The following is a 23,683-nucleotide window of genomic DNA, read 5'->3' as shown; positions in this document are numbered from 1 at the left end:
TAAAGTTTCATCTGGTGAAGGCTATATGGCATTGCACGAAGACTTGAACGCGATTGTCGATCGCAAGCATCTCTTAACTCACCCCTTCTACATTGCCTGGACAGAAGGGAAGCTCACCCGTACTCATCTGAAGCACTATGCGATCCAGTATTTTCAGAATGTACTGGCGTTTCCAACCTATTTGAGCGCGGTGCATTTCAACACGCTGCATGTGGAGAATGCGATCGGTGTACGGCAAGAAATTCTCGAAAACCTGATCGAAGAAGAACGGGGTGAAACCAACCACCCTGCCCTCTGGAAGCGCTTTGCAGAAGCACTGGGCGCAACGGAAGCTGAGCTAGCCGCACCCATCGCCTTGGCAACCACGACTAATCTTGTTGATACCTTTCGCCACCTTTGCCTGAACTCACCGTTCTATGCTGGGTTAGCCGCACTGTATGCGTATGAATCGCAAATTCCTGACATTGCAGCCGTTAAGGTGGATGGGCTGAAGCAGTTCTACGGCATGACTAACCCAGAAGACTACCACTTCTTCACCGTGCATCAGCAGGCAGATGTGTGGCATACAGCAACCTCACAGAAACTCATTGAGCAATACGCCGCTACCCCTGAGAAACAAGCCGAAGTGCTTACGGTGGCTGAAAAAGCGGCAGACGCACTCTGGCAATTTCTGGATGGCGTGTACGAAACCTACTGCCAGGACATTATGCCTGCACCTGCGGCAGCGTAAATTGCCCTTACAAGCAGTCGGGTTTCTTGGAGAAAGTTTCTCGGAGAAACCCGATTGCTATCTAGAAACTGTGGCGTTTCAGGGTGATACCGATTTAAAGAATGACAGCTACAGATCAATCGGTGGGTAGGGGCAAGGCAATGCCTTGCCCCTACAGGATGTGTCGCATTTTCAATTCAAATTGGTATGAGAGGTCGGCGTTCCGTGTTCCGAGTTTGACGTTCTGTGTTCTAAAGTCGGAGTTTCGAGCTTTAAGGCTAAGGCAAGCGGCAGCAGAATGTCGGCAAGGAAAGTGGTCAAACCAGCTAGCTTGAGCACTTTAATTGCACCTTACGTCAGCGAGGATTCCGATGTGTGAGCAAGACTTCATCGTTGCCAAGCAGTTAGAAAATCATGTTGGTGCAATGTGGTACTTTGTCTACGACTATCATGCATCCTTGCTTGTTTAAGACTACCTGTCTTTCCATGACTACTGGTACTCTGGAAGCAAATGCATAGATTTAGCCTAACCAGGCTGGATTCTGGGCAGTTGAATCATTTTGGGTTGTTGTTTTGTACCGTTCATACAGTCCTTGTTCCGCCGCTGTACGAGTACGACTGAGAAGGGCAGCAACTTGAGTTTGAGTCATCGGCTGAAATGTCCGAACAGCTTCAAACGCTTGATCGAGAATCTCCATACTGTCGATGCCTGTTATTACAACAGAGGTTGGCAAATTCATTGTGTAGTGCAAGCATTCGATCGCGCTGACCGTGTTACTACGAAGGATGTACGCCTCCCCGATCGATTTCATTCCCAGTACCCCAATTTGCTGTTTCACAAGGACTGGCAAGACTTGGTGCTCAAAGCTTCTGAAATGGGCATCCATTACATTTAGAGGCATTTGCACCGTATCAAACTGAAAACCTTGCTGTGCTGCGGCCTCCAGCATTCGCAAATGAATTTGAGGATGTTTGTGTCCTGTAAACCCGACATAGCGAATTTTACCTGCCTTCTGAGCCTCAACTACTGCTTCCATCGAGCCACCTGGAGCAAAGACGCGATCTGGGTCTTCGTAGCGGAGAATTTCATGATGTTGCACCAGGTCGATGTGATCCACCTGCAAATCTTTCAGTGCCTCATCGATTTGCTGCTTTGCTGCGGCTTTGGTGCGACCATCAAGCTTTGTCATCAGGAAAACTTTTTGTCGATAGCCACCCTTGAGGGCTGCACCCATCCAGCGATGGCTACGTCCGTTATGATAATCCCAAGAGTTATCCATGAAATTAATGCCGCGATCAATCGCACTACGAATTAATCGAATACTCTCTTGTTCTTCTTTGATCTTGCCGATGTGGTATCCGCCTAAACCAATGATGGAGACTTTTTCTCCAGTGCGTCCCAACGTCCGATAGAGCATATTGTCTCTTGTTTGGGATGAAGTTAGTCGAGTTTGAGCTTGGGCAGTTGGTTGAGAAAACATTGAGTATCCTTCTGTCGCTGCCACTCCGATCGCTGCCATCCCTGTGGCTGAAGCAACCTTCAATAAATTGCGCCTGTTAATATTCATCGACTACTGTTTTGGAATTCTACTGCTGTAAGTGTGAGCGGTTACTTGAGCCATAGACATCTAGCTACAGATTGAAGGATTTTAAGTGAATTTGAATGTTTCTTTCCGATAGAGAGGTGTTCCTGAATACAGAGCAACGCTCATAAATTCCAACGAGTTTCGCCTATTCGATGACATGATGTGCGATCGAGTCGAGGAGTTGCTCACGATTCAAACCGGGTTTGAGATCAAGTTCTTGATCCAGTGCATACAGCCAGAAATAGTAATGGTGAAGTCCGTGCCATTTTGATGGTGCTAGTCCTGCATATTCGGGCTGATCCATATTGTTCATACCTTCTGTAAGCTGACTGCCATCTGCTTCAGCAAGCTATTCATTGTAGGTGGGATGCCGTAGACTGACCAGTGCGTGAACCCGCGAGGAAGAGGCGCGTCTGTACTGTGGCAAATTAACGCCAATTGTTGAGCTTCCACTGGCAGCCCACTCCAGATTAATGGAAAGGAAATATTTTTACGACGGCTGGCGCTAAAAGCCGTGTTAGCTAGACAGCCACAAGTCTGCTTACTCGACGAAATTACAGTCGGACAAGATCCCCACTCTTAGGGCTGAGGCTTAATTAAAGTGTGATCTTAGGTGCGGGCACACAGCCGTGCGCCCCCTACGAAAACCTCACTTGTTGAAGCTATTTAATCCGCAATCCTTAGCGTTGATGCTGCAAGTGCTTCAGCAGTTTACAGAGCAAGGGAGGGCTTTGATTCTCATCTCGCATGATTCGATCGCAGCTATGGCTTTAAAGGCACGGCAAATCAATCTATCTTTGACAACTTAGCTCTCTTTCGTTACTCCAGGAAAAGGAAAATATTATTGATGAATTGGCATAGCGCTATGTTTCAAAAATCCACTGGTTCGGTGGGCTAAAACGGCTTGAATCTCCGCCACGATTGAGACAGCGATCGCAGCTGGTGTCTCTGCACCGATGTCGAGCCCGATCGGCGCGTGGAGTTTTGCTAGCTGAGTGTTGCTATAGGTTTCTGTAGTTTGTAGCTCCTGCAAGAGTCGTTCGGTTCGCCGTTTCGGTCCTAAGATGCCGACATAAGGGACAGCAGTGGGTAGTACTGTTCTTAACACTTCTAGATCATCGAGATAGTTGTGTGTCATCACAACTGCTGCACTCAACTGATCGGTAAGCGGATAAAGTTGCGGTAGCCTTTCCCGTCGCGTTAAAACTACCTGATCTGCTACAGCAAAGCGATCGTAACTGGCTAGATTGGCACGGCAGTCGGCGACAGTGATTTGCCAGCCGAGAGATTTTGCCATCTGAGCCACTGGAATAGCATCCTGACCCGCTCCAAAAATCATCAGGACAGTCGGAGAGGGAACAAACTCCAGGAAAACCTGCACGGTTCCCGTTGCCAGATCGTAGGATTTGAGGGTGGACTGCTGCCAATGCAGAACGGCTTGAGCATCCGCCGCGATTTTGGTGATGAAATCAGCGTGGTGTTGATCAAACACGATCAGTTTGTCGGGTGTCAAGGCGAGACAAGCCCCCTGCTTGACGGAGGTTTCTGAGAGGGAGGCTTCAGCTTGAAAGATACTGGCTAACACAGCAGGAGCGCGATCGCGCCAGCAGTCTGCTAAGACGGTGAGTGGATTGCAAGCATCAGGCAGCAAAGATTCGACCAAAACTTGTACAACACCGTTGCAGCCCAGTCCGAAGCCCCAGAGAATATCCTCATCTTCAGTTGTGCTGTCATAGGTAACCACGATCGCTTCACCCCCTGACATCTGCCGCGTGTGCTCCAGAATGTCTTGCTCTAGGCAACCCCCACTCACCATACCGATTGTTTCGTCTGAGGCTGTAATCAGCATCCGGGCACCGGGACGGCGATAGGTGGAGCCTTGAGTTTGAACAACCGTAACCAAAAACGCGGGTTCGCCGCGCTGGCGGGTAACTTGAAACGCTTCTAAAATCGCTTGTAGATCGTTCATAATCAGGCAAACCGTGAAGGTTAGAGCAATTTATCCAACGTAATTGGCAGGTCACGAATGCGTTTGCCGGTTGCGTTAAACACCGCATTGGCGATCGCGGCTGCCACGCCCGTGATGCCAATTTCGCCAATACCGTGTACGCCTGATGGAGCGTGTTCGTCGGGAATGTCGTTGTAAATAATTTCGATCGGCGGCACATCCAGATGCACCGGAACGTGATATTCGGCGAGTGAAGCGTTCATGATTCGCCCCGTTCGCTCGTCAAATAATGTCTCTTCGGTGAGAGCCATGCCGATGCCCATCGTGATACCGCCGCGAAACTGACTGGTCGCCGTTTTCGGATTCAGAATTTTGCCACAGTCGAATGACCCCAACCAGCGTGAAACGCGGACTTCCCCGGACTCAGGATTGACGCGGACTTCACAGAACTGTGCGCCATATGAACCCATCGAATAGTCTTGCATCTCCGAAGGTTTGTCCGATGTTGCCTCCGCCTCAACGGATTCCTGACCAACTCTTTGCAAAATTGATGCGTAAGTTTCGCCTTTTAACGGGTTTGCCCGACTGAAGATTCCGGCATCGTGTACCTCAATGTCTTCATAGTTTAGACCCGCGAGTGGTGAATCGTCTCCGGCGATCGCGAGCAGTTCCCGCAACGCCTTTTCGATCGTCGCGGCGATCGCCGCCACGTTACTGGAAGTTTGATTCGAGCCGCCAGCAAGCGGTGCGGGCGGTAAGTTTGAATCGCCGTATGCAAATGACACGCAATCAATCGGCAACCCTAACCGCTCCGCCGCGTGTTGAATCTGCACCGTCGCCGTTCCCATCCCCATCTCCTGCGCCGAAGTTTGAACGACTGCCGTGCCATCGGCAGAAATTCGCACACGAGCGGTCGAAACGAAACGGTAATACGGATAATAAGCCGTTGCCACACCCTGCCCGACGAGCCATTTACCGTCGCGTTGGGAACGGGGTGCCTGGTGCTGCCAACCGAATTTCTCTGCCCCACGCCGGTAGGCTTCCGTCAAGTTTCGCATCGAAAATTCCGTGTTTCTGGTCGGGTCTTGGGCTGGTTCGTTAATGCGTCGGAGTTCGATCGGATCAATGTTTAGCACATCAGCAAGTTCGTCGATCGCCGACTCCAACGCGAACGTGCCAATTGATTCACCCGGCGCACGCATAAACGTGTTCGCTACGGTGTCAAGATTGACGACTTTCTGTCCAATGTAAAAATTTTCCGCCGCGTAAAGATGTCGCGCCGGAAAGGTGAACTGTTCGGGAAAATTGTTGTGGGTCGTTGTGGCAGTGATGCCGCTGTGAATCAGCGCCGTGAGTTTTCCGTCTTTGCCTGCGCCGAGCGCAACGCGCTGTTCAGACGGTGTGCGCCCGCCGACAAGGCGAAAAATACCTTCCCGTGAAACAGATAGCTTCACCGGACGACTGACAACTTTCGCCGCCATTGCGCAAAGTGGCGTATTCCACCACATCGTGCCTTTGCCGCCGAAACCGCCGCCGACAAACGGCGCGATGACCCGTACGGCTTCGGGCTCCATGCCGAACATCTCGGCGAGCGTATGGCTTAAGTTGTGAATCGATTGCGTACTGTCGAAAACAGTTAACCGTTGATCATCATGCCAGACGGCAACAGTCGCATGCGGCTCGATCGCATTGTGGTTGTAGCGCGGCGTGCGATAAAGATTGTTAACCTTAAACTCTGCTGCCTCGATCGCGGTTTCCGCGTCGCCGCTTTTGAGTTCAGACGGCTCACCAAGAATATTTGCGGGCGGTGTGGCAATCTGTTTTAAAGTATCAAACGAAACGTCTGCTGCTGCCGTTTCATATTCGACTTGAACGAGTTGGGCGGCTGCTTCCGCCTGATCCTGCGTTTCAGCAACGATGACGGCGATTGGCTGACCGTTCCAATGCACAGTTGCGTCCTGTAATATCGGCAGATCGCTTGCTGCTACACCACCCGACATAAACACTGGCGGATTTTTGACGTTTGGCGCATTTTCGTGCGTGATGATTGCTAAAACGCCACTCGCTTTTTCGGCACTCGATCCGTCAATTTTCGTAATTTTTCCCTTGGCAATCGAACTATACACGATCGCGGCATAAGCCGGATTTTCAACGGGATACTCCGCCGAAAAGAGAGCTTCGCCTTTGACTTTCAATGGCCCGTCCACGCGGCTCAAAGGTTTTCCAATGTGACCGCGCTGACTTTGAGATAGCGGATCCGGTGCTGCGTCAGGCATATACAGCATGACGGTTTCCATCATTTTCTGCATCTTGCTCATCGGTTTATTCCTCCACCAGTTCCTTCAGCACGTTAACCATCATCCGTTTCGTCAATTCAATTTTGAAACGATTGTGAGCGAATCCCCTCGCGGTTTCTAATTCTGCTTCCGCCCCGCGCTGAAAATTCGCTTCGGTTGCGGGCAAACCTTGCAACACTCTTTCTGCCGCAAACGCCCGCCAGGGTTTATGCGCCACACCACCCAGCGCGATTCGCACGTTCTTGATGGCACTATTTTCAACGTCCAAAGCTGCCGCGACGCTGACCACTGCGAAGGCATAACTGGCTCGATCGCGCACTTTTCGATACAGCGAATTTTTGGCAAAATCGGTTGGCGGAATTTCGATCGCCGTAATCAATTCGCCGTTCTGCAATTCGGTCTCAATGTGGGGCGTGTTTTCGGGAAGACGATGAAAATCATTGAACGCGATGGCGCGGTTGCCGTTTGCGCCCTGAACCAAAACCCGCGCGTCAAGTGCAGCCAGCGCCACGCACATATCCGACGGGTGCGTGGCAATACAGGCATCAGACGTACCCAAAACGGCATGAATGCGATTGAAACCGTCGATCGCGTCACAGCCCGCGCCGGGTTCGCGTTTGTTGCACCGCGCCGTATCGTCATAAAAATAATAGCAGCGCGTCCGCTGCAACACATTGCCGCCGACAGTCGCCATGTTTCTGATTTGTCCTGACGCACCGAAGAGAATGGCTTGGGAGAGAACCGGAAATTTCTCACGGATCAACTCGTGATTGGCAAGCGCGGTGTTTTTCATCGCCGCACCGATTCTAATTGCACCGTCGGCGGTTTCTTCAATGTTGGCTGGTAGATGCGTCACATCCACCAGCGTGTTTAATCGCTCGATGTTTTCGCGCATCAAATCAACCAGATTCGTACCGCCGCCCAAAAATTTCGCACCCGCGTTTTGACCGATTAAGTTGACCGCTGCGTCCACGCTTTCAGCTTTTTGATACGTAAAATTTTTCATCGTGCTGCCTCATCAAATGCCGTGTGAATCGCTTCCGTAATGCCGACGTATGCGCCGCAGCGACACAAATTTCCGCTCATCCGTTCTCTGATTTCCTCGTCGGAAAACTCATATGTGCCGCTCATGTCGGGCGAAACCGCGCTTGGTAGATTGTTCTGAAATTCTCTGAGCATGCCGATTGCCGAACAAATCTGTCCAGGCGTGCAGTAGCCGCACTGAAACCCGTCGTGTTCAACGAACGCAGCTTGTAACGGATGCAGTTCGCTGGCGTGCGCCAAGCCTTCGATCGTGGTGATTTGCTTACCTGCGTACTGAACGGTGATCGCGAGACACGAATTGATCCGCATTCCGTCAACCAGTACCGTGCAAGCTCCGCAGGCACCCTGATTGCAACCCTTTTTTGTGCCAGTCAAACCGACAACGTCGCGTAGGGCATCGAGCAAACTAACGCGCGGCTCGATCTGCACGTTGTGAACCGTGCCGTTAATTTTTAGAGTGACTGCGATTGTTTCATTCATTTTTTAACTCCTTATCGGTTTATACTGCGTCAGCCCATAGGTTTTGGTTTAGAGGGAAGTGGGGGCTTCGCTCCCAGCCAGGGGTTCCACCCCTGCACCCCGCTTAAAAACAAAAAATTATGCCCTGGCAAAGTATATCGAGCGCGATCGACACTGTCGCAAAACAAAAACAGTGCAGTAGGTGCTTGCATACTCAATCACTGCTAACATTCGGGCACAGGGTTTATTGAGAGTAGAGTGGTTGCAAAAGCTGAACATTCAATCAGTGTCTATTCGCCGCTAACGCGCAACACAATTTTGCCCAAATAATGCTGTTTCATTGCTTCCTGCGCTTGTGCGGCTTCTTCAAGCGAAAACGTCTGCGCGATGTGAACTTGAAACTCATTGATGCTCACCAGTCGGTTAAGTTCATCTAATAACATCGGATCGGCAAAGCCATCTGCCTGCTTGAGTTCCACCCCGTCAGGCGCTTTGGGTTCAGGCATCACGCCGTTAGGAAAGGAGATGATCCCGCCCTGACGCACCAGACTCAGGGTAGACTGAACGGAGTCGCCGCCCACTAGCACCAGCGCGGTATCGAAACCATCGGGTGCAAAGGCACGAGCGCGTTGCATAATGTCGTCGCTGTGTCCGTCTACCGCTTCATCGGCACCCAACTGCTGAGCCAACGCCACGCCATCAGCACCCGATGCGATCGCGAACACACTCGCGCCCATGCGCTTGGCGAGTTGCAGTGCAACGTGACCGACGCTACCGCTCGCGCCCCACAGCATCAATTTGGTTTCGTTGCCCGTCTCTAGCGCCTCCAAATTTCTGAGCGCCGTCCCACCAGCACACGGTAGTCCGCCTGCCATCAGCATATCGAGATTAGCGGGTATCGGGGCGACCGTCTTTTCGGAGACGACGACGTATTGCGCGTAGCTACCGCCCTTGTTGTTCATAAAGCTTTGGGCGTAAACACGATCGCCAACCGCCAACCGCTCGACACCATCGCCAATGGCAACGATCGTACCTGCACAGTCGCTGCCCAGCACGCGCGGAAAGTGAGCTTCGTTATAAATCAGCGTGCCTTCGCGCTCCAGCGCATCCCAGATGTTACCTCCAGCAACCTCAACACGAATCAAAACTTCGCCTGCATCCACCGTAGGTATGGGTAAGGTGTGCAACGTCAGCTTGTCAGGCCCACCGAACGCGTCAACCGCCATTGCTTTCATTTGTTGGGGAGTGTTTTGCATGAGTCGGTTCTCCTGTAATTGCTTCAATCTTCTAAAGGGCAAAAATTGTTCCGTTTGACGACGATATAAGCCCAAAAACGGTAGGATCTGAGGAATAGCCGACCACACTATTTGCACTTTTAACGCTGATAGAACGGCATTATGAAGCCGCTTTACTATTTGCAAGTTCCTGAACGTACTGCTGTAGCGATCGCGGTTCCCGTCCGAGCAGGGTTCGCAGCACGATCGCATTGCCACCAGAGAACCCATATTGGTCATAGTCTTCGTACATCATCCGAAAGCTCTCACGAGTGGCTCCTTCCGGTATATGTGCAGCTTGCACCCACTCGTCAAAGGACGGTTCACCGGCCTCGATCGGGCGTTTGAGTATCTCGCTGATCAGCGCTGCAAGTTCTACGCGATTGATCATGCCCGGAGCGCACAACTCAAACGTCCCGTAGCTCAACTCATCACCTGTTAACGCCATCGCTGCTACCTCTGCCACATCGCGGTAGTCTACGTAGCACGCCTTTGCCAGCTTGTTGTAGGGCAGCGATAAGCGTCCTTGCTTGATCACAGCCTGCCAGCTAGCCGCAAAAGTCTGCATAAACATCGCGGGTTGCAGCACAGTAAACTCCATGCCCGATTCGTAGATTGCCTCTTCGACTGGACGTTTGGCAGCATGGTTGCTCAACTTAGAGATCGACGGGTGATAGACTCCAGAAAACACAAATTTCCGCACACCCGACGCTTTAGCCGCTTTGACCATCGCCATGCCCAGGTCTGCCTCATTAGGAGCAAAGGCGGGATTGATGTGAAAGACACCATCTACCCCATTAGCAGCAGCATGAAGACTGGCTGGATCACTCAGGTCGCCGATCGCCGTCTCATCGGCCCCCTGCTGTTTCGCCGCGTCGATCTTACTTTCGTCCCGCACCAGTGCCCGAACTGTAGCACCCCGCTGCTTCAATTCAGGCACGACAAAATGAGCGTGGTTTCCAGTTGCTCCTACAACCAAGGTTTTCATCGTTTTCTCCTCAATCAGAACAGTTCACGCCTGAGTCATGCCGACACACTGCCAACTGGTTTTGCCCAGTCGTGAGCGCGCAAATAGGATTCAAAGTCGGTCGGTGCCGGAAACTCGCGTTTCAACTGGGCTAGATCCGCTGCATAGCCCACGTTCTCAAACCAGCGGTACATGATAGTCATTTCCGCTCCAGTTTGTTGCTCAAAGGCTTCAAACGGAATCTGTTGGTAGTGGACGGTTTTGCCAGAAACGCGGCTGAATGCAGCAGCAATTTCTGGCATTGTCATTTCCACACTGGCAACTTCAATTTCGTGATTCATGAACTCTGCGGGATGCTCAAACACCTCAGCAACCATTGCCCCGTAATCTGCTTCGGACAATTGCTGCAATTTTGTTTGGGGACTGAGCGGCAGGGCAAGGTTTCCCTGCTCAATCATCGATCGCATCGAGTTGTAATTGTAAAAGAAGAAAACTGGACGCAGGATTGTATAGGGTAACTCGATTGAGCGGATGTATTTTTCAACCTGAAACTTGCTGTCAAAATGCGGAATACCAGTTTTGCGCTCTGCACTACCCACTGAGCTGTAGACAAAATGCTGAACCCCTGCGGCTTTCGCTGCGTCTGCAACCGCCTGGCCCTGACGGATTTCGGTTTCCAATCCGCCTTGAAAATCTTGCACCGAAAAAACACCATACGCACCTTGCAAGGCGCGATCGAGGGAAGCGCGATCGTTGAGATTGCCAACGGCTAATTCGGCTCCTTGATTAGCAAGCGCAACCGCCTGACTCTTTTCTGGATCACGCACAAAAGCTCGGACTGAAAACCCCTGTTTGAGTAGGCTCCCCGCTACTGCGCCTCCCTGGTTGCCAGTGGCTCCAGTGACTAGAATTAAGCGTTCCTTATTCTGTTGCTGATTCATTGATTTAATTTGAACTACATTTTCTCTAACAACGGAACTCGTCTGCTCCAATTAAAAATCACTCTTTCGCACCCGCTGTGTCCCCTTCAAGGGTGGTAACTGTATCAATAGTTTTCCACTATCTTTTGAAAGAGATTTGGCGACAATTTGAGGTGGTGAAGGATGGCGATCGCGACAAACAGTTCATCGCACTGAATCGTTAAGCGCCCTTTTTTTGGCTCGCACCGTCGCTTGTCGAGGCACAGCCGCATGTTTGGCATTGACGTAGCGTTGCAACTAAAGCTCAGAAACCCCGGTCACTCTGGCTATGCCTGCCAAGGGCAGCTTCTCCAACAGGAGTTGCTCATGAGTCTTGATAGCTCACTTGTGAGTCTTTGATACTCTTTCGGAAGCTATTGAGTTTTGCTCATGACACTTTTTACTGCTCTCAATTGATCACATCTGATCACATCATCGATCGCACCCCAGGCTTTGGGAGAACACAGGCATCCTCTGCTGAAGTTTGTACAATAGCGGAGGAAGGTGTGTTGCAGGTGTAGTTGCAGTTAGACCTTACAGAGTAATGGACGACAGAAGCAGTATGAGCAGCAGTGCAGAAAAAGATGCGATCGCCCAAGAGTTTAAGGCCCAGATGTGGATTTTGGGTGGCTTGGTAGCGGTTATGTGGGTGATTGAGATTCTGGATCAGTTTGTGTTTCGAGTGGGGTTACGCGAAACGCTGGATATTTACGGCATCATTCCGCGTCATGTCATTGGACTGCGCGGCATTTTGTTTGCGCCCTTTCTGCACGGCAATTTTGCTCACCTCATTAGCAATACGGTGCCGTTCATCGCCCTGGGCTGGCTGATTATGCTCCGCGAAACCAGCGATTTTTTCTGGGTCAGCCTCATCGCCGGGTTTGTGAGTGGGCTGGGAACGTGGCTGTTTGGCTCACCGGGCGTTCACATTGGCGCGAGTGGTGTGATCTTTGGCTATCTGGGCTATCTGCTAGCACGGAGCTACTTTGAGCGGAGTATGACGGCGATCGCCATATCGCTCTTTGTCGGCGTGCTCTACGGCAGTCTCATCTGGGGCGTACTCCCCAGCCGTATCGGCATCTCGTGGGAGGGGCATCTGTTTGGCTTTATTGGTGGGGTGTTGGCGGCGAAACTGCTAACGCCGAAGAAGGGTGTAGGGGATAGGGTGTAGGGCAAGTGGCAAATGTAACAATTCTTGGCTGTGGCTATGTGGGTCAGGCGGTAGCGCAACGGTGGCGACAACTGCTGATGGTGACAGTAACGACAACAACACCCGATCGCATTGCAGAACTCGCCTCAGTGGCGCAGAATGTGCAGGTTGTGAATGGCAATGATGAGGCGGGACTGCGATCTCTCCTGCATCATCAGTCTGTTGTCTTGCTGAGCGTGGGTGCGCCGCATGCAAATGCGTATGAAGAGACGTATCTACAAACGGCAAAAACGTTGGTGGCAGTGTTAAAGCAGTCTCCTGTGAACCAAGTGATTTATACCGGGAGCTACGCGGTGTATGGCGATCGACAGGGTGCCTGGGTAGATGAAACGACCGCCGTTGCGCCTGCAAATCGCAATGGTGAGATTCTGGCAGAGACGGAGCAGGTGTTGCTGAGTGCAGCGAGTGACTCGCTCAAAGTCTGCGTTCTTCGGCTCGGTGGCATTTATGGGCCAGGACGTGGGTTGGTGAAAATCTTTGGACGGGCGGCAGGTACAACGCGATCGGGCAATGGCGAGGATGCAGCAAATTGGGTGCATCTAGATGACATTGTGGGCGCGATCGACTTTGCGCGGCAGCAATCGTTGACCGGCATTTATAACCTGGTGGGCAGCGTTCCCATCACAACGCGGGAGTTGCTGGAGCGCGTGTTTGCGGCTCACAACTTGCCTAACGTGCGTTGGGATGCGGCTCAAACCAGCACTCGTCCCTATAACGCCAAAGTGTCGAATCAAAAGCTGCGGGATGCGGGTTATCAATTTCTCTATCCAGAGATCGTAGAGACGGTGTAATCTAGCGAAAGCGATCGCGCTGGAATGTGGCAAACGGTGTGCTCGCAGCAGATCTGGCAACAAAGCTGAGATCTTGATCGGGGGACTTCCCCCCGCTCCCCCGCGACGTGGGGGCCTAACTCCCCTACACCCCCCGAATCAGAGTGCTAACCGTCAGCAACAGTGGTTAACTCGAAGGGCGCGATTGGGTTGGCAGACCCATTTGACTCGGCAAAGACTTTACAGACATGGAAGAGATTTTTTATGACGACAACGCTGCTTCAAACTTCACATTCCAATCAGGCATCCTTGCGTGAACGGATCGATCGCATCTATCACCAGCCGCTACCTGACCTATTGTTTGAGGCGCAGCAGATTCATCGTCAGCATCACGATCCGCGTGCCGTGCAGCTTTGTACCCTTTGCAATATCAAAACGGGGCTGTGTCCCGAAGATTGCGGTTACTGCTCTCAAAGCGTTCACAACAAAACGGCGCTAGAGCCACAGCCGCTATCAGAGGTCGAAGCAGTCGTTACTGAAGCGAAAGCGGCAAAAGCACATGGCTCGACCCGCTTTTGCATGGGTGCGGCATGGCGCGAAGTGAAAGATGGTGCTCAGTTCGATCGCGTGCTAGAAGTGGTGCGTCAGGTTGCTGCGCTGGAGATGGAAGTGTGCTGCACGTTGGGCATGCTTAAGCCCCATCAGGCACAGCGCTTGAAGGAAGCAGGCTTGACGGCGTATAACCATAACCTTGATACCTCACCGGATTACTACGGGAAAGTCATTACGACGCGCACCTATCAAGATCGGCTGGAAACCATTCGAGCCGTGAGCGCAGCGGGTATTTCGGTATGCTGTGGTGGCATTCTCGGTATGGGCGAATCGGTGAGCGATCGCCTCTCCCTTTTAGTCGCGCTGGCCGAACTTGATCCGGTGCCAGAATCCATTCCCATCAACTGCTTAGTACCCGTTGCTGGAACACCGTTGCAAGATGTTGCACCCGTCGATCCGATCGAGCTAGTGCGCATGGTGGCTACGACCCGCGTTTTGTTTCCGAGGGCGATCGTGCGGCTCTCGGCGGGACGGCTACACATGAGCGACGAACTACAAGCCCTGTGTATGCTGGCAGGAGCCAATTCCATCTTCACAGGCCCCGTCTTGCTCACGACCCCCAACCCAGATACTACTCAGGATGCACAACTATTAAGTCGGTTAGGTATGGTGCCGAATAAGGTAAAATCTAGTGTCTGAAAACCGACTCTGAGAGCGTGAGGCAGCACTGTGCAGAAGTTTATTCCATTAGAAGCACCAGAGCCATTTTCAGTCTTGGGGTTGCCTGTTCATCTATTAGATGATTATGCAGGATGGCTCCTTGCGCGTGCTGAACAGACGCAGGGGTGCCATGTTGTCACGCTGAATGCAGAGATGACGATGGCAGCGGAGCAAAATCTGCCGTTAGCCAAGATTATTCGGGAAGCAGAGTTAGTCATTCCCGATGGTGCGGGGATTGTGCTGTATCTAAAGCTGTATGGCCGATCGACCCAGCGCTGTCCGGGCATTGAACTAGCCGAATCCCTATTGCGCGAATTTGGACGATCGTCCTCTCTGGGCACCGTTGCCTTTTTTGGCGGTAAACCTGAGGTGATTCAAACAGCCGCAACCATTTGGCAAGAGCGGGCACCAGGGATCACGATCGCGATCGCCCAACATGGTTATCTCTCGCCTGAAGACGAGCCAGCCTTTCTGCAAACGCTCAAAGAGACGCAACCCCAGTTGATTCTGGTTGGGCTAGGGGTGCCTCGACAAGAATTTTGGATCGCGAAGCATCGCCACGTGTGCCTAAATGCTATCTGGATTGGGGTTGGCGGGAGCTTTGACGTTTGGGCAGGCGTGAAAACACGCGCACCAAGCTGGTTACGAGATAACCATTTAGAGTGGGTTTATCGTCTATATCAGGAACCCTGGCGTTGGCGGCGGATGTTGGCGCTACCTCAGTTTGCGTGGCGATCGCTAGTGTATCGCGTGACGCAGCGGTAAACCGACAAGTGCATTAGGTAGCATGGTGTGCCAGTTGGTTTGCTGAAGGGTGCGTTGGGAAGCGGCGATCGCGATCGTGTGGCAGGTCAAAATCGATTTCAGGTCCTGATCTTGCCTGTACAAAAATAGGGTTGTTGCAGCGGCGGGTGGATGGGACGCATGAAGCAAGATGCCAAAGAACATGTTCAGCGTTATGGCTAAAACTGTCGCTCCCACACGCTACCCTGTCATTTCACCCGTCTCCATCACGCTGGGTGCAGTGTTGGCATGGAAGAGGAACACTGCAAGTGAGCCAGTACACCGCCCAATCAAATGGCCTACGAGCGTATGATAAAACCTGGCAAACGGAGTATCTGGCTGTTCTGATTGCCAAGTTAATTCATTCGCAGCACGAGTGCGCTCTGACTTGTCTCAATAGCCGTAGTGAAAGGGAATCAGGTTTCTAAGAATGTTGCTTAGCTCGTTCGCGTTGCTGCCATTGACGCTTGTCCAACTTGTCTTGCCAGGATTCCATATAGGTATAGAAAACTGGTGTGAGGTACAGAGTAAGAAACTGTGAAAATAGCAGCCCACCGACTACCACTAGCCCCAACGGGCGACGAGCATCGGCTCCAGCACCAAATCCCACTGCGATCGGCAAGGTTCCCATCAACGCTGCCATCGTAGTCATCATAATCGGGCGGAACCGTACCAAACACGCTTCGTAAATAGCATCGTAAGGGCTTTTGCCTTGCTGGCGGGCTTCAACCGCAAAATCTACCATCATGATGCCGTTTTTCTTCACAATGCCAATCAGCAAAATGATGCCGACAAACGCATAGATGTTGAGATCGACATGGAACAGCAAAAGGGTTAGCAAGGCACCAAAGCCAGCAGAGGGAAGGCTAGAAAGAATGGTAAGTGGATGAATGAAATTCTCGTAGAGAATGCCCAGTACAATGTAAATCACCAAAATTGCCGCCAGCAGTAGCCATCCTAACCCCTGTAGCGACGACTGAAAGGCCTGAGCTGATCCTTGAAAACTCGTTGTGATGCTGTCGGGTAAGGTTTGCCGCGCAAGTTGATCAATCTTGCCTGTGACATCGCTCAGCGAAATGCCTGGTTTGAGGTTGAACGAAAGTGTTACAGCCGATAGCTGCCCTAAATGACCGATCGTGAGCGGGCCTGCACTCTTGGCTAGAGTGGCTACTGCATTGAGCGGTATGAGTTGTCCGCTAGGGTTGCGAACGGAGAGCAATTCCAGCGCATTTGGGTTTTGTTGATATTGCGGCAAGACGCTGAGAATCACTTGATATTGACTATCGGGCGCATAGATTGTAGATACCTGGCGAGTGCCATAAGCGTCTCCCAACGCTGTTTCAACCTGGTTTGCAGTTAAGCCGAGAGCAGCAGACTGGTCACGATTAATCTCCACCTGAATTTGAGGATTGTTGATTTGCAAATCGCTGTTCACATCCTGCAACTCCGACAACTGGCGCAGTTTGTCTTCCAACTTGGGTGCATAGTCATAAAGCGCTTGCAGAGTAGAGCTTTGCAGGGTGTATTGATACTGCGCTTTACTCTGCTGTCCACCAATGTTGATTGCAGGTGGGTTTTGCAAAAAGACTTTAATCCCAGGAATCCGCGTTAATTTGGGCCGTAATTCCTGCACAACGTCATCAGCACTGAGTGGTCGATCGGCGCGTGGTTTCAGTCGAATGAAGATGCGCCCAGCATTGGCAGAAGCGTTGGGACCGCCCGCACCAACCGTTGAGTTCACAACATCCACGTTGGGGTCGCGCCGAATAATTGCCGCGATCGCCTGCTGATGCTTAACCATTTCATCAAAAGAAATATCCTGTGCCGCCTGGGTGTTGGCGGTAATTTGACCAATATCGGTACTGGGAATAAAGCCCTTAGGTACAACTACGAACAGAAGAACGGTGGCAACGAGAATGGCCCCAGACACAAGCATGGTAAAGCGATGATGCTTGAGCGATTGGCGCAAACTCCAGGCATACGCACTTTGCATACGATTGAAAGCACCTTCAGACGCCTCATAAAGACGGGTTTTAAGCGTTTGACATTTGGATCGACGACTGTGGCTTGGATTTGATCCAACACCATTGCCGCTGTTACTCGCGCCATGCTGCGGATGATTTGGTGGCCGCAGAAACCGAGAACACAGCATCGGCGTAAGGCTAAGGGAGATAACGCCCGAAATCAAAATGGCGACGCTAATCGTCACGGCAAACTCCCGAAACAGCCGCCCTAAAATGCCACCCATAAACAGGATAGGAATGAAAACGGCAACCAGCGAAATGGTCATCGACAGAATCGTAAAACCGATTTCTTTAGAGCCGTTCAAGGCCGCTTCCATACGGCTCTCGCCCATTTCCATATGCCGCACGATGTTTTCTAGCATGACGACCGCATCATCAACGACAAAACCGACTGAGAGCGTCAGTGCCATCAGCGAGAGGTTATCGAGCGAGTAACCCAGCAACAGCATGACTCCAAAGGTTGCGACGATCGACAGCGGGACAGCTAGGCTAGGAATAACGGTGGCTGAAAGGTTACGCAGAAAGAGGAAGATGACCAGCACGACCAAACAGATGGTCAGCATTAAGGTAAACTGCACGTCTTCGACCGATTCTTTGATCGGCTGGGAGCGATCGAACTGAATCTCCATGTTGATCGCAGCGGGAATCTGCTTACGGAAACTCGGCAAGATTTGTTTGATATGCTCTACAATTTCAACCGTGTTTGTGCCCGGTTGTTTTTGAATGGCTAGTACGATCGCGCGTACACCGTTGTACCAGCTTGCCACTTTGTCATTCTGCACACTGTCGATTACCTGCCCCACATCTCCCAGATGTACCGGAGCACCATTTTTGTAAGCGACCACCAGCGATCGATACGCGGCTGCATCGTTCAACTGTCCATTGGACTCAACGGTGTAGTTCTGTTGTTGCCCATAGAGGGTGCCAGTAGGCACATTGGAGTTACCGTTGTCGATCGCAGTGGCAACTTCGTCCAGACCAATCCCTTTAGCGCTGAGCGACTGTGGATCAAGCTGGACGCGCACTGCGTACTTCTGCGATCCATAAACGCTGACTTGCGCAACGCCATCAACCATCGAAAGCTGTTGTGCCAGTTGGTTTTCGGCGTACTTATCAATCGTGGAAAGCGGCAAGACCGATGAACTGAGTGCGAGGTAAAGAATCGGCTGATCGGCTGGATTGACCTTACGGTAGGATGGCGGGCTGGGCAAGGTAGTGGGCAGTTGTCTCGCAGCCGCGGCGATCGCTGATTGTACATCCTGAGCAGCCCCATCAATATCGCGGCTAAGGTCAAACTGCAGCGTAATCTGCGTACTGCCTAGAGAACTGGTCGAGTTCATCGAACTAATGCCAGCAATACTCGAAAACTGGTTTTCTAAGGGTGTTGCAACCGAGGATGCCATCGTCTCTGGGCTAGCTCCCGGCAAACTAGCCGAGACCTGAATCGTCGGAAAATCCACATTCGGTAAGTCGCTCACGGGGAGCAGGCGGTAGCTTCCCAACCCAAAGATTAAAAGACCGATCACAACCAGAGTGGTCATGATGGGGCGACGGATAAAGAGTTCGGAGAGGTTCATGAGGGTAACGAGTGATCTGTCAAGATTGCACTGATGGGTTAGGAGTGGATGGGTGAACGGGTGGATGGGGAGATGGGAGCATTGCACCTCCACTCATCCACTCATCGACTGCTCAACTCAACGTTGACAATTTGCTAGGGGCTGTCATCAATAACTCATACACATGATTTGTAGCAAGGGTTCCAGCCCCTAGCCTGGTTTGTGAGAACGGGTGCGGTAAGGCTGATACTTCAAGGTTTCTGAACTTAATTGATGACGCGCCCTAGGCGCAAGGAAATCAGCGATACGTCGTTGATCACTTGGTGGCCTCAGTGCCCTTGTTTCCTGGCTCTCCTGCTTGTTTCGCTTGCACGGTAGCGCCAGGAACGAGATTAAATTGCCCATCGGTAACAACGGTTTCCCCAGACTGCAATCCTTGTTTGATCACCACCTGGTTATTGACCGATGGACCCGTCACGATCGATCGCATTTCTACCGTTTTATCGGCTTTGACGACATACACAAATTCCCCTTTCTGTCCCGTTTGAATGGCTTGTGAAGGCACCACGATCGCGTTCGTTTCTGTCGTCAGTTTCAGCATCACATTGACAAACTGACCGGGGGTGAGCCGCCCCTCTGCGTTGGGAAAGGACGCTTTGAGCTGAATTGTGCCAGTGGTTGGATCAACGCTACTGTCCACAAAGACCAACGTTCCGCGCACAGGTTTTCCAGTATCTTTCACGGGTAAAACGTCAACTTCTAGCTGTCCCCGCGCCTGATACTGCTTGATCGCTGGTAGCTGTCGTTGAGGCACCGAGAAGGTGACATAAATGGGACGGATCTGGCTAATGACAACCAGCGGATTTGTATCATTGGCCTTGACCAGGTTGCCTTGGTTGATCTTTAAGCTACCAGTGCGCCCGTTGATCGGCGCATTGATGGTGCTGTAGGAAAGCTGAACTTTGGCATTGTCAATCGTGGCATCTGTGCCATTGACGGCTGCTTGGGCGCTTTGAAGATTGGCTCTGGCCGCTGCTACCGCTGCGATCGCGTTCCCGACATTGCTTTGGTCAGCCGCAACGGTTGCATCCTGTGCCGCAGCGCTGGTACGAAATTGATCGGCTTGTTCCCGGCTCACCGCTCCCTGATTCAACAAACCGCTATAGCGCTGTGCCTGCACGCTTGCATTGTTCGCCTGAGCGACATCCTTCGCCACCGTTGCCTTTGCCTGATTGACCTGCGCCTTAGCCTGTGCGAGAGCTGCTTCTGCTTGCTTGACTTGAGCAACCGCTTTGGCTCGATCAGCAAAGGCTTGATCAACGGATGTTTGCAACGGGCGCGGATCGATCGTAAAGAGCCGATCGCCTTGCTGCACTTCCTGCCCTTCTTTGAAGTAAACCGCCGTTAACTGCCCACTGATTTGTGATGTCACCGCTATCGTCGAGTATGCCTGCACAGTTCCCGTCGCTTGCACTAGAACAGGAACTGTTTTTTGAGTGACGGCTGCCATCACAACAGGAACAGGGCGTTTCTCACCGCCTTTCCCCGCCTTAACCGATTGGGCATCAGAGGCCGCGCAGGCAGATAGACACGTGAGCCCCACGAGCAACAGCCAAAAGCGACCATAGCTCAACCATTGCGGAAAGCGCTGTTGGTACATATCTCTATGCAAATTGTAGAACGTGTTAAATTTAGTTAGCTAAGCTGACTGTTAGTGTTACATATATCTCAGCTCACGGCTATGTATCTCAATAGAGATTTTGATCGTGGAGTGTGTCATGACGCTGGTTGCACTACCGACAATCAATGTAAGACTGCTAAAAGCGCTCAAGGGTTCTATGACTCGCGTTTTTTGCGCTAGCTGAGCCGGAAACCGCAAAAGCACGCCTGCTTCTCATACCAGCGTGATCCCCGTACTAACCATTTATCCGTCTTCTTTAGGAGCTTTGCGATCGGATGAGCCTGGAACCATTGACCCCGGAGGTACCTTCCAATCAGTGTGCGATCGAGTTAATGGAAACGATGCCAACGATCATGCAGTTCATCCGCACGGAGATGCGAAGTCAGAGCGCATCGCTGCTTTCAGTTCCCCAGTTTCGTGTTTTGGCCTTTCTGAGCCGTTGCCCAGGTTCCTCGTTATCAGCGGTTGCCGAGCACCTCGGTGTAACGCGGGCGACTGCCTCGGCAATGACCGATCGTCTAGTGCAGCGAGCATTGGTCAACCGCACCGAAGATCCGCAAGAACGTCGCCACGTCTTACTTCATTTGACAGAAGCGGGATCGTCCCATCTTCAACACAGCCGTGAAAAAACGCGCGATACTATTGCAGCCTTACTCCACAACTTGACAGACGAACAACTGCTCAGCGTCTCAACCGGGTTAATCATTTTGCGAAAGGTCTTTGAATCAACACACCAACCCTGAGCAACTTAGGACTTACGCAAAGTCTCGCAAAACTGGCCCCCAGCACCCAATTTGTAGCCCTGGCAGGCATACAAGAGAAGGGGTCGACTGCGTAAGTCCTAAAAGTGTGATCTTGAGGTACGGGCGCACGGCCGTGCGCCCCCTACAGAACATCTCACATGTCAAAGTTATTTAAGCCGCGATCCTAAGCATTCAAGTTAAGTAGCGTTGATCCGTACTTGATTGGTTTTAACCATAAGCACAAATACGTATATGGAAATAGGATCCTTAGTACGGAAGATGAGCTATATTTCTTCTGCTAGCCAAAATTATGGCAATCTACATTTGTGCTTTGCCGCTTTCTACAACAATAGCAATGATGTCTTTTCTTTAACCCTGCAAGGTTGGCTTTATAAGGTCTGAGCTGAGTGATCAGTAACGGGTGACTTTTCCAAGTGCTTCTCTTAATGACTAAACCCGATCGATTCTGGCTGTGGATGATTCTAGCTCTATTGGCTAGTAGCTTGTCGGCAAAACCACTCAACGCTCAAACGACCAATGCTGCTCAGGTGCCCACTCCGGCCCTGCCAAAACCCACAACGCCCTCTCTGCCACCGCAGGATGTCATTCCCATCCCCCCCACAGCGACGCCCTCGCCGCAACCAGCGATCCCTCCTCAACTGCCACCCCCCGAAGAGTTACTGCCACCTGATACACCGGAAATCCTACCGCCTGGTTCACCCTCTGAAACTGTACCCGAAACCATCACTGTAGAGCGGTTCGATGTCGTTGGCAGTACGGTCTTCAATCAGCAGGACTTTGACAAAATTACCAGAGACTATACAAAGCGTCCGCTCTCGCTGCCTGAGTTGTTTGAGGTACGCACTAAAGTTACAGAACTTTACGTTAAGGCTGGCTATATCACCTCCGGTGCCTTTATCCCTCCCCAAGCACTGGAAGGAGGGGTAGTGAAAATTCAGGTGAATGAAGGTGGGTTGGAAGCTATCAAAGTGACGGGGAACCGTCATCTCAATGCCAACTATGTGCGGAGTCGTTTGGCGATCGCTACCACCAAGCCGCTGAACCAAAAACGGCTGTTGGAAGCTCTCCAACTGCTGCAACTAAATCCCTTGATTAAAACGGTGTCTGCGGAATTATCTGCTGGGACCAAACCGGGTGACAATTTGCTCGAAGTCAACATCACTGAGGCGACCATTTGGGACGCTCAGATCAGTCTCGATAATGGGCGCACGCCTAGTGTGGGCACCTTTCGGCGGCGGGTGCAGCTCACCAATGCTGACTTATTGGGATTGGGCGATAGTTTGAGCCTTGCCTACACCAACACCGATGGCAGCAATGCATTAGATGCCAGCTATACCATTCCTTTTAATCCACGCAATGGGACGCTTTCCCTCAATGGCGGCTTTGCATTTAGTCGTGTCATTGAGCCTCCGTTTGATGTTCTCGATATTAACTCGAACTCGAACTATATTGAATTAACGGTACGCCAACCGCTTCTGCAAACTGTCACTCAGGAGTTTGCGCTGGGTCTAACAGCTAGCCATCGCGAGAGTGGTGCAACTTTACTGGGCGGCGAAATTCCCTTTCCCTCGATCGGAGCTGATAGCGAGGGTAAGACGCGCATTACGGCATTGCGGTTTTTCCAGGAATATATTCGGCGGAACCAGGCAGAAGTCCTTGCCTTTCGATCTCAGTTCAGTTTTGGGCTGAGTGCATTGAACGCCACGATTAACCCTGCCCCACCTGATGGCAACTTTTTTAGCTGGAGAGGGCAGGCTCAGTATGTTCGCCTTTTGGCACCTGATACGTTACTGCTGCTGCGAGGCGACATCCAACTAGCAGATCGGCCCCTGGTGCCTCTGGAACAATTTGGGATTGGTGGGCAAGATAGTGTGCGGGGCTATCGGCAAGACCAGCTATTCACAGATAGTGGCCTCTTTGCCTCCGCTGAAGTCAGGATTCCCATTCTTCGTCTGCCCAATCTTGATCATGCGGTGCTGCAACTAACGCCCTTTGTAGATATTGGTCATGGCTTTAACCAGAGCAATGGTACGAACCCGTCGCCAAATACCTTAGTCTCGGTTGGTTTAGGTCTGCGGTTTCAGATCGGCGATCGCGTGACGGCTCGCTTTGATTGGGGTATTCCTTTAACCGATGTCTCTGGCGATCAACGGACATTGCAGGAGCAAGGCTTTTACTTCTCCCTTATCTACAATCAACCATTTTGAGGTGATTTCTGAAAAAATGAGTATGCCGTTTGCCAATGGTATGGAGACTTGGATCAAGAAGCCCTTCATAGGCTCCCCAACCTAAGCCTGCGGCACGCTACGCGAACGGTATAGAACTGCAACATCAATAGATCTCTTACAGTTAGAACCCGTTGAGTTGCAGCGAGGAGAAC

General features: G+C 51.6%; 19 protein-coding genes and 2 pseudogenes. 7 read left to right on the top strand and 14 right to left on the bottom strand.

Features of this window, described 5'->3' with window-relative positions; all coding sequences use genetic code 11:
* The first annotated feature begins 25 nt into the window (after positions 1-25).
* A complete protein-coding gene (locus AC5JLP_RS27090; protein ID WP_496070953.1) occupies positions 26-730 on the top strand; it encodes a CADD family putative folate metabolism protein in 705 nt (234 codons plus the stop codon).
* 500 nt (positions 731-1,230) lie between these two features.
* On the opposite strand, the gene AC5JLP_RS27085 is transcribed toward AC5JLP_RS27090, so the two are convergent.
* The 11 genes and pseudogenes from AC5JLP_RS27085 to AC5JLP_RS27035 form a co-directional block, all read right to left on the bottom strand.
* Positions 1,231-2,277, bottom strand: coding sequence for an aldo/keto reductase (locus AC5JLP_RS27085; protein ID WP_496070952.1), 1,047 nt, complete (start codon positions 2,275-2,277; stop codon positions 1,231-1,233).
* Between the two features lie 163 nt (positions 2,278-2,440).
* Positions 2,441-2,614: pseudogene (locus AC5JLP_RS27080) on the bottom strand (YbhB/YbcL family Raf kinase inhibitor-like protein); the annotation flags it as partial.
* Positions 2,605-2,850 carry a YbhB/YbcL family Raf kinase inhibitor-like protein gene (locus tag AC5JLP_RS27075; RefSeq protein ID WP_496070961.1) on the bottom strand — a complete coding sequence of 82 codons (246 nt, stop codon included), beginning with the start codon at positions 2,848-2,850 and terminating at the stop codon, positions 2,605-2,607. The pseudogene AC5JLP_RS27080 and the gene AC5JLP_RS27075, both read right to left, overlap by 10 nt.
* A gap of 286 nt (positions 2,851-3,136) precedes the next feature.
* On the bottom strand, positions 3,137-4,264 hold the full coding sequence (locus tag AC5JLP_RS27070; RefSeq protein ID WP_496070951.1) for an XdhC family protein: 1,128 nt from the start codon (positions 4,262-4,264) through the stop codon (positions 3,137-3,139).
* A 20-nt stretch (positions 4,265-4,284) separates the two neighbouring features.
* Entirely contained in the window at positions 4,285-6,561 is a 2,277-nt protein-coding gene (locus tag AC5JLP_RS27065) for a xanthine dehydrogenase family protein molybdopterin-binding subunit (RefSeq protein WP_496070950.1), read from the bottom strand.
* A 4-nt stretch (positions 6,562-6,565) separates the two neighbouring features.
* Positions 6,566-7,546, bottom strand: coding sequence for an FAD binding domain-containing protein (locus tag AC5JLP_RS27060; RefSeq protein WP_496070949.1), 981 nt, complete (start codon positions 7,544-7,546; stop codon positions 6,566-6,568).
* The gene (locus AC5JLP_RS27055) at positions 7,543-8,064 is read right to left on the bottom strand and encodes a (2Fe-2S)-binding protein (protein ID WP_496070948.1); all 522 of its coding nucleotides are present in this window, start codon (positions 8,062-8,064) and stop codon (positions 7,543-7,545) included. The genes AC5JLP_RS27060 and AC5JLP_RS27055 overlap by 4 nt, the downstream gene beginning before the upstream one ends.
* A gap of 269 nt (positions 8,065-8,333) precedes the next feature.
* Entirely contained in the window at positions 8,334-9,299 is a 966-nt protein-coding gene (locus tag AC5JLP_RS27050) for a quinone oxidoreductase family protein (RefSeq protein WP_496070947.1), read from the bottom strand.
* 139 nt (positions 9,300-9,438) lie between these two features.
* Positions 9,439-10,305 carry an SDR family oxidoreductase gene (locus AC5JLP_RS27045; RefSeq protein WP_496070946.1) on the bottom strand — a complete coding sequence of 289 codons (867 nt, stop codon included), beginning with the start codon at positions 10,303-10,305 and terminating at the stop codon, positions 9,439-9,441.
* Between the two features lie 35 nt (positions 10,306-10,340).
* Entirely contained in the window at positions 10,341-11,225 is an 885-nt protein-coding gene (locus AC5JLP_RS27040) for an NmrA/HSCARG family protein (RefSeq protein ID WP_496070945.1), read from the bottom strand.
* A gap of 176 nt (positions 11,226-11,401) precedes the next feature.
* Positions 11,402-11,570 (bottom strand): annotated as a pseudogene (locus AC5JLP_RS27035) (IS1 family transposase); the annotation flags it as partial.
* Positions 11,571-11,805: 235 nt separating this feature from the next.
* On the opposite strand from AC5JLP_RS27035, the gene AC5JLP_RS27030 reads away from it, so the two are divergent.
* The 4 genes from AC5JLP_RS27030 (at position 11,806) to AC5JLP_RS27015 (ending at position 15,260) form a co-directional block, all read left to right on the top strand.
* Positions 11,806-12,414, top strand: coding sequence for a rhomboid family intramembrane serine protease (locus AC5JLP_RS27030; RefSeq protein WP_496070944.1), 609 nt, complete (start codon positions 11,806-11,808; stop codon positions 12,412-12,414).
* A gap of 5 nt (positions 12,415-12,419) precedes the next feature.
* Complete coding sequence (locus AC5JLP_RS27025) at positions 12,420-13,244, top strand: NAD-dependent epimerase/dehydratase family protein (RefSeq protein ID WP_496070943.1); 825 nt, start codon at positions 12,420-12,422, stop codon at positions 13,242-13,244.
* A gap of 243 nt (positions 13,245-13,487) precedes the next feature.
* Complete coding sequence (bioB, locus tag AC5JLP_RS27020; protein WP_496070942.1) at positions 13,488-14,474, top strand: biotin synthase BioB; 987 nt, start codon at positions 13,488-13,490, stop codon at positions 14,472-14,474.
* Positions 14,475-14,504: 30 nt separating this feature from the next.
* Positions 14,505-15,260 (top strand): WecB/TagA/CpsF family glycosyltransferase, encoded by a 756-nt coding sequence (locus tag AC5JLP_RS27015; RefSeq protein ID WP_496070941.1) that lies wholly within the window; start codon positions 14,505-14,507, stop codon positions 15,258-15,260.
* Here the strand turns inward: AC5JLP_RS27015 and AC5JLP_RS27010 are convergent.
* The 3 genes from AC5JLP_RS27010 to AC5JLP_RS27000 form a co-directional block, all read right to left on the bottom strand.
* Entirely contained in the window at positions 15,234-15,476 is a 243-nt protein-coding gene (locus AC5JLP_RS27010; RefSeq protein WP_496070940.1) for a hypothetical protein, read from the bottom strand. The two genes, AC5JLP_RS27015 and AC5JLP_RS27010, sit on opposite strands and share 27 nt — an antisense overlap.
* Positions 15,477-15,702: 226 nt before the next feature.
* The gene (locus AC5JLP_RS27005) at positions 15,703-18,879 is read right to left on the bottom strand and encodes an efflux RND transporter permease subunit (protein ID WP_496070939.1); all 3,177 of its coding nucleotides are present in this window, start codon (positions 18,877-18,879) and stop codon (positions 15,703-15,705) included.
* A gap of 295 nt (positions 18,880-19,174) precedes the next feature.
* Positions 19,175-20,518 carry an efflux RND transporter periplasmic adaptor subunit gene (locus AC5JLP_RS27000; RefSeq protein WP_496070938.1) on the bottom strand — a complete coding sequence of 448 codons (1,344 nt, stop codon included), beginning with the start codon at positions 20,516-20,518 and terminating at the stop codon, positions 19,175-19,177.
* A 296-nt stretch (positions 20,519-20,814) separates the two neighbouring features.
* On the opposite strand from AC5JLP_RS27000, the gene AC5JLP_RS26995 reads away from it, so the two are divergent.
* Entirely contained in the window at positions 20,815-21,282 is a 468-nt protein-coding gene (locus AC5JLP_RS26995) for a MarR family winged helix-turn-helix transcriptional regulator (protein ID WP_496070937.1), read from the top strand.
* 446 nt (positions 21,283-21,728) lie between these two features.
* Positions 21,729-23,510 carry a ShlB/FhaC/HecB family hemolysin secretion/activation protein gene (locus AC5JLP_RS26990; RefSeq protein WP_496070936.1) on the top strand — a complete coding sequence of 594 codons (1,782 nt, stop codon included), beginning with the start codon at positions 21,729-21,731 and terminating at the stop codon, positions 23,508-23,510.
* The last annotated feature ends 173 nt before the right edge of the window (positions 23,511-23,683 follow it).

The organism is Stenomitos rutilans, from assembly GCF_059505485.1.
Note: the sequence above shows the minus strand (reverse complement) of the source record. Positions and strands in the feature narration are given on the sequence as shown.

Excerpts from the sequence above, each read along its gene's own strand:
- AC5JLP_RS27090 (WP_496070953.1), top strand. The coding sequence starts at position 26 with ATGGCATTGCACGAAGACTTGAACGCGATTGTCGATCGCAAGCATCTC.
- AC5JLP_RS27085 (WP_496070952.1), bottom strand. The coding sequence starts at position 2,277 with ATGAATATTAACAGGCGCAATTTATTGAAGGTTGCTTCAGCCACAGGG.
- AC5JLP_RS27070 (WP_496070951.1), bottom strand. The coding sequence starts at position 4,264 with ATGAACGATCTACAAGCGATTTTAGAAGCGTTTCAAGTTACCCGCCAG.
- AC5JLP_RS27065 (WP_496070950.1), bottom strand. The coding sequence starts at position 6,561 with ATGAGCAAGATGCAGAAAATGATGGAAACCGTCATGCTGTATATGCCT.
- AC5JLP_RS27060 (WP_496070949.1), bottom strand. The coding sequence starts at position 7,546 with ATGAAAAATTTTACGTATCAAAAAGCTGAAAGCGTGGACGCAGCGGTC.
- AC5JLP_RS27055 (WP_496070948.1), bottom strand. The coding sequence starts at position 8,064 with ATGAATGAAACAATCGCAGTCACTCTAAAAATTAACGGCACGGTTCAC.
- AC5JLP_RS27050 (WP_496070947.1), bottom strand. The coding sequence starts at position 9,299 with ATGCAAAACACTCCCCAACAAATGAAAGCAATGGCGGTTGACGCGTTC.
- AC5JLP_RS27045 (WP_496070946.1), bottom strand. The coding sequence starts at position 10,305 with ATGAAAACCTTGGTTGTAGGAGCAACTGGAAACCACGCTCATTTTGTC.
- AC5JLP_RS27040 (WP_496070945.1), bottom strand. The coding sequence starts at position 11,225 with ATGAATCAGCAACAGAATAAGGAACGCTTAATTCTAGTCACTGGAGCC.
- AC5JLP_RS27030 (WP_496070944.1), top strand. The coding sequence starts at position 11,806 with ATGAGCAGCAGTGCAGAAAAAGATGCGATCGCCCAAGAGTTTAAGGCC.
- bioB (WP_496070942.1), top strand. The coding sequence starts at position 13,488 with ATGACGACAACGCTGCTTCAAACTTCACATTCCAATCAGGCATCCTTG.
- AC5JLP_RS27005 (WP_496070939.1), bottom strand. The coding sequence starts at position 18,879 with ATGAACCTCTCCGAACTCTTTATCCGTCGCCCCATCATGACCACTCTG.
- AC5JLP_RS27000 (WP_496070938.1), bottom strand. The coding sequence starts at position 20,518 with ATGTACCAACAGCGCTTTCCGCAATGGTTGAGCTATGGTCGCTTTTGG.
- AC5JLP_RS26995 (WP_496070937.1), top strand. The coding sequence starts at position 20,815 with ATGAGCCTGGAACCATTGACCCCGGAGGTACCTTCCAATCAGTGTGCG.
- AC5JLP_RS26990 (WP_496070936.1), top strand. The coding sequence starts at position 21,729 with ATGACTAAACCCGATCGATTCTGGCTGTGGATGATTCTAGCTCTATTG.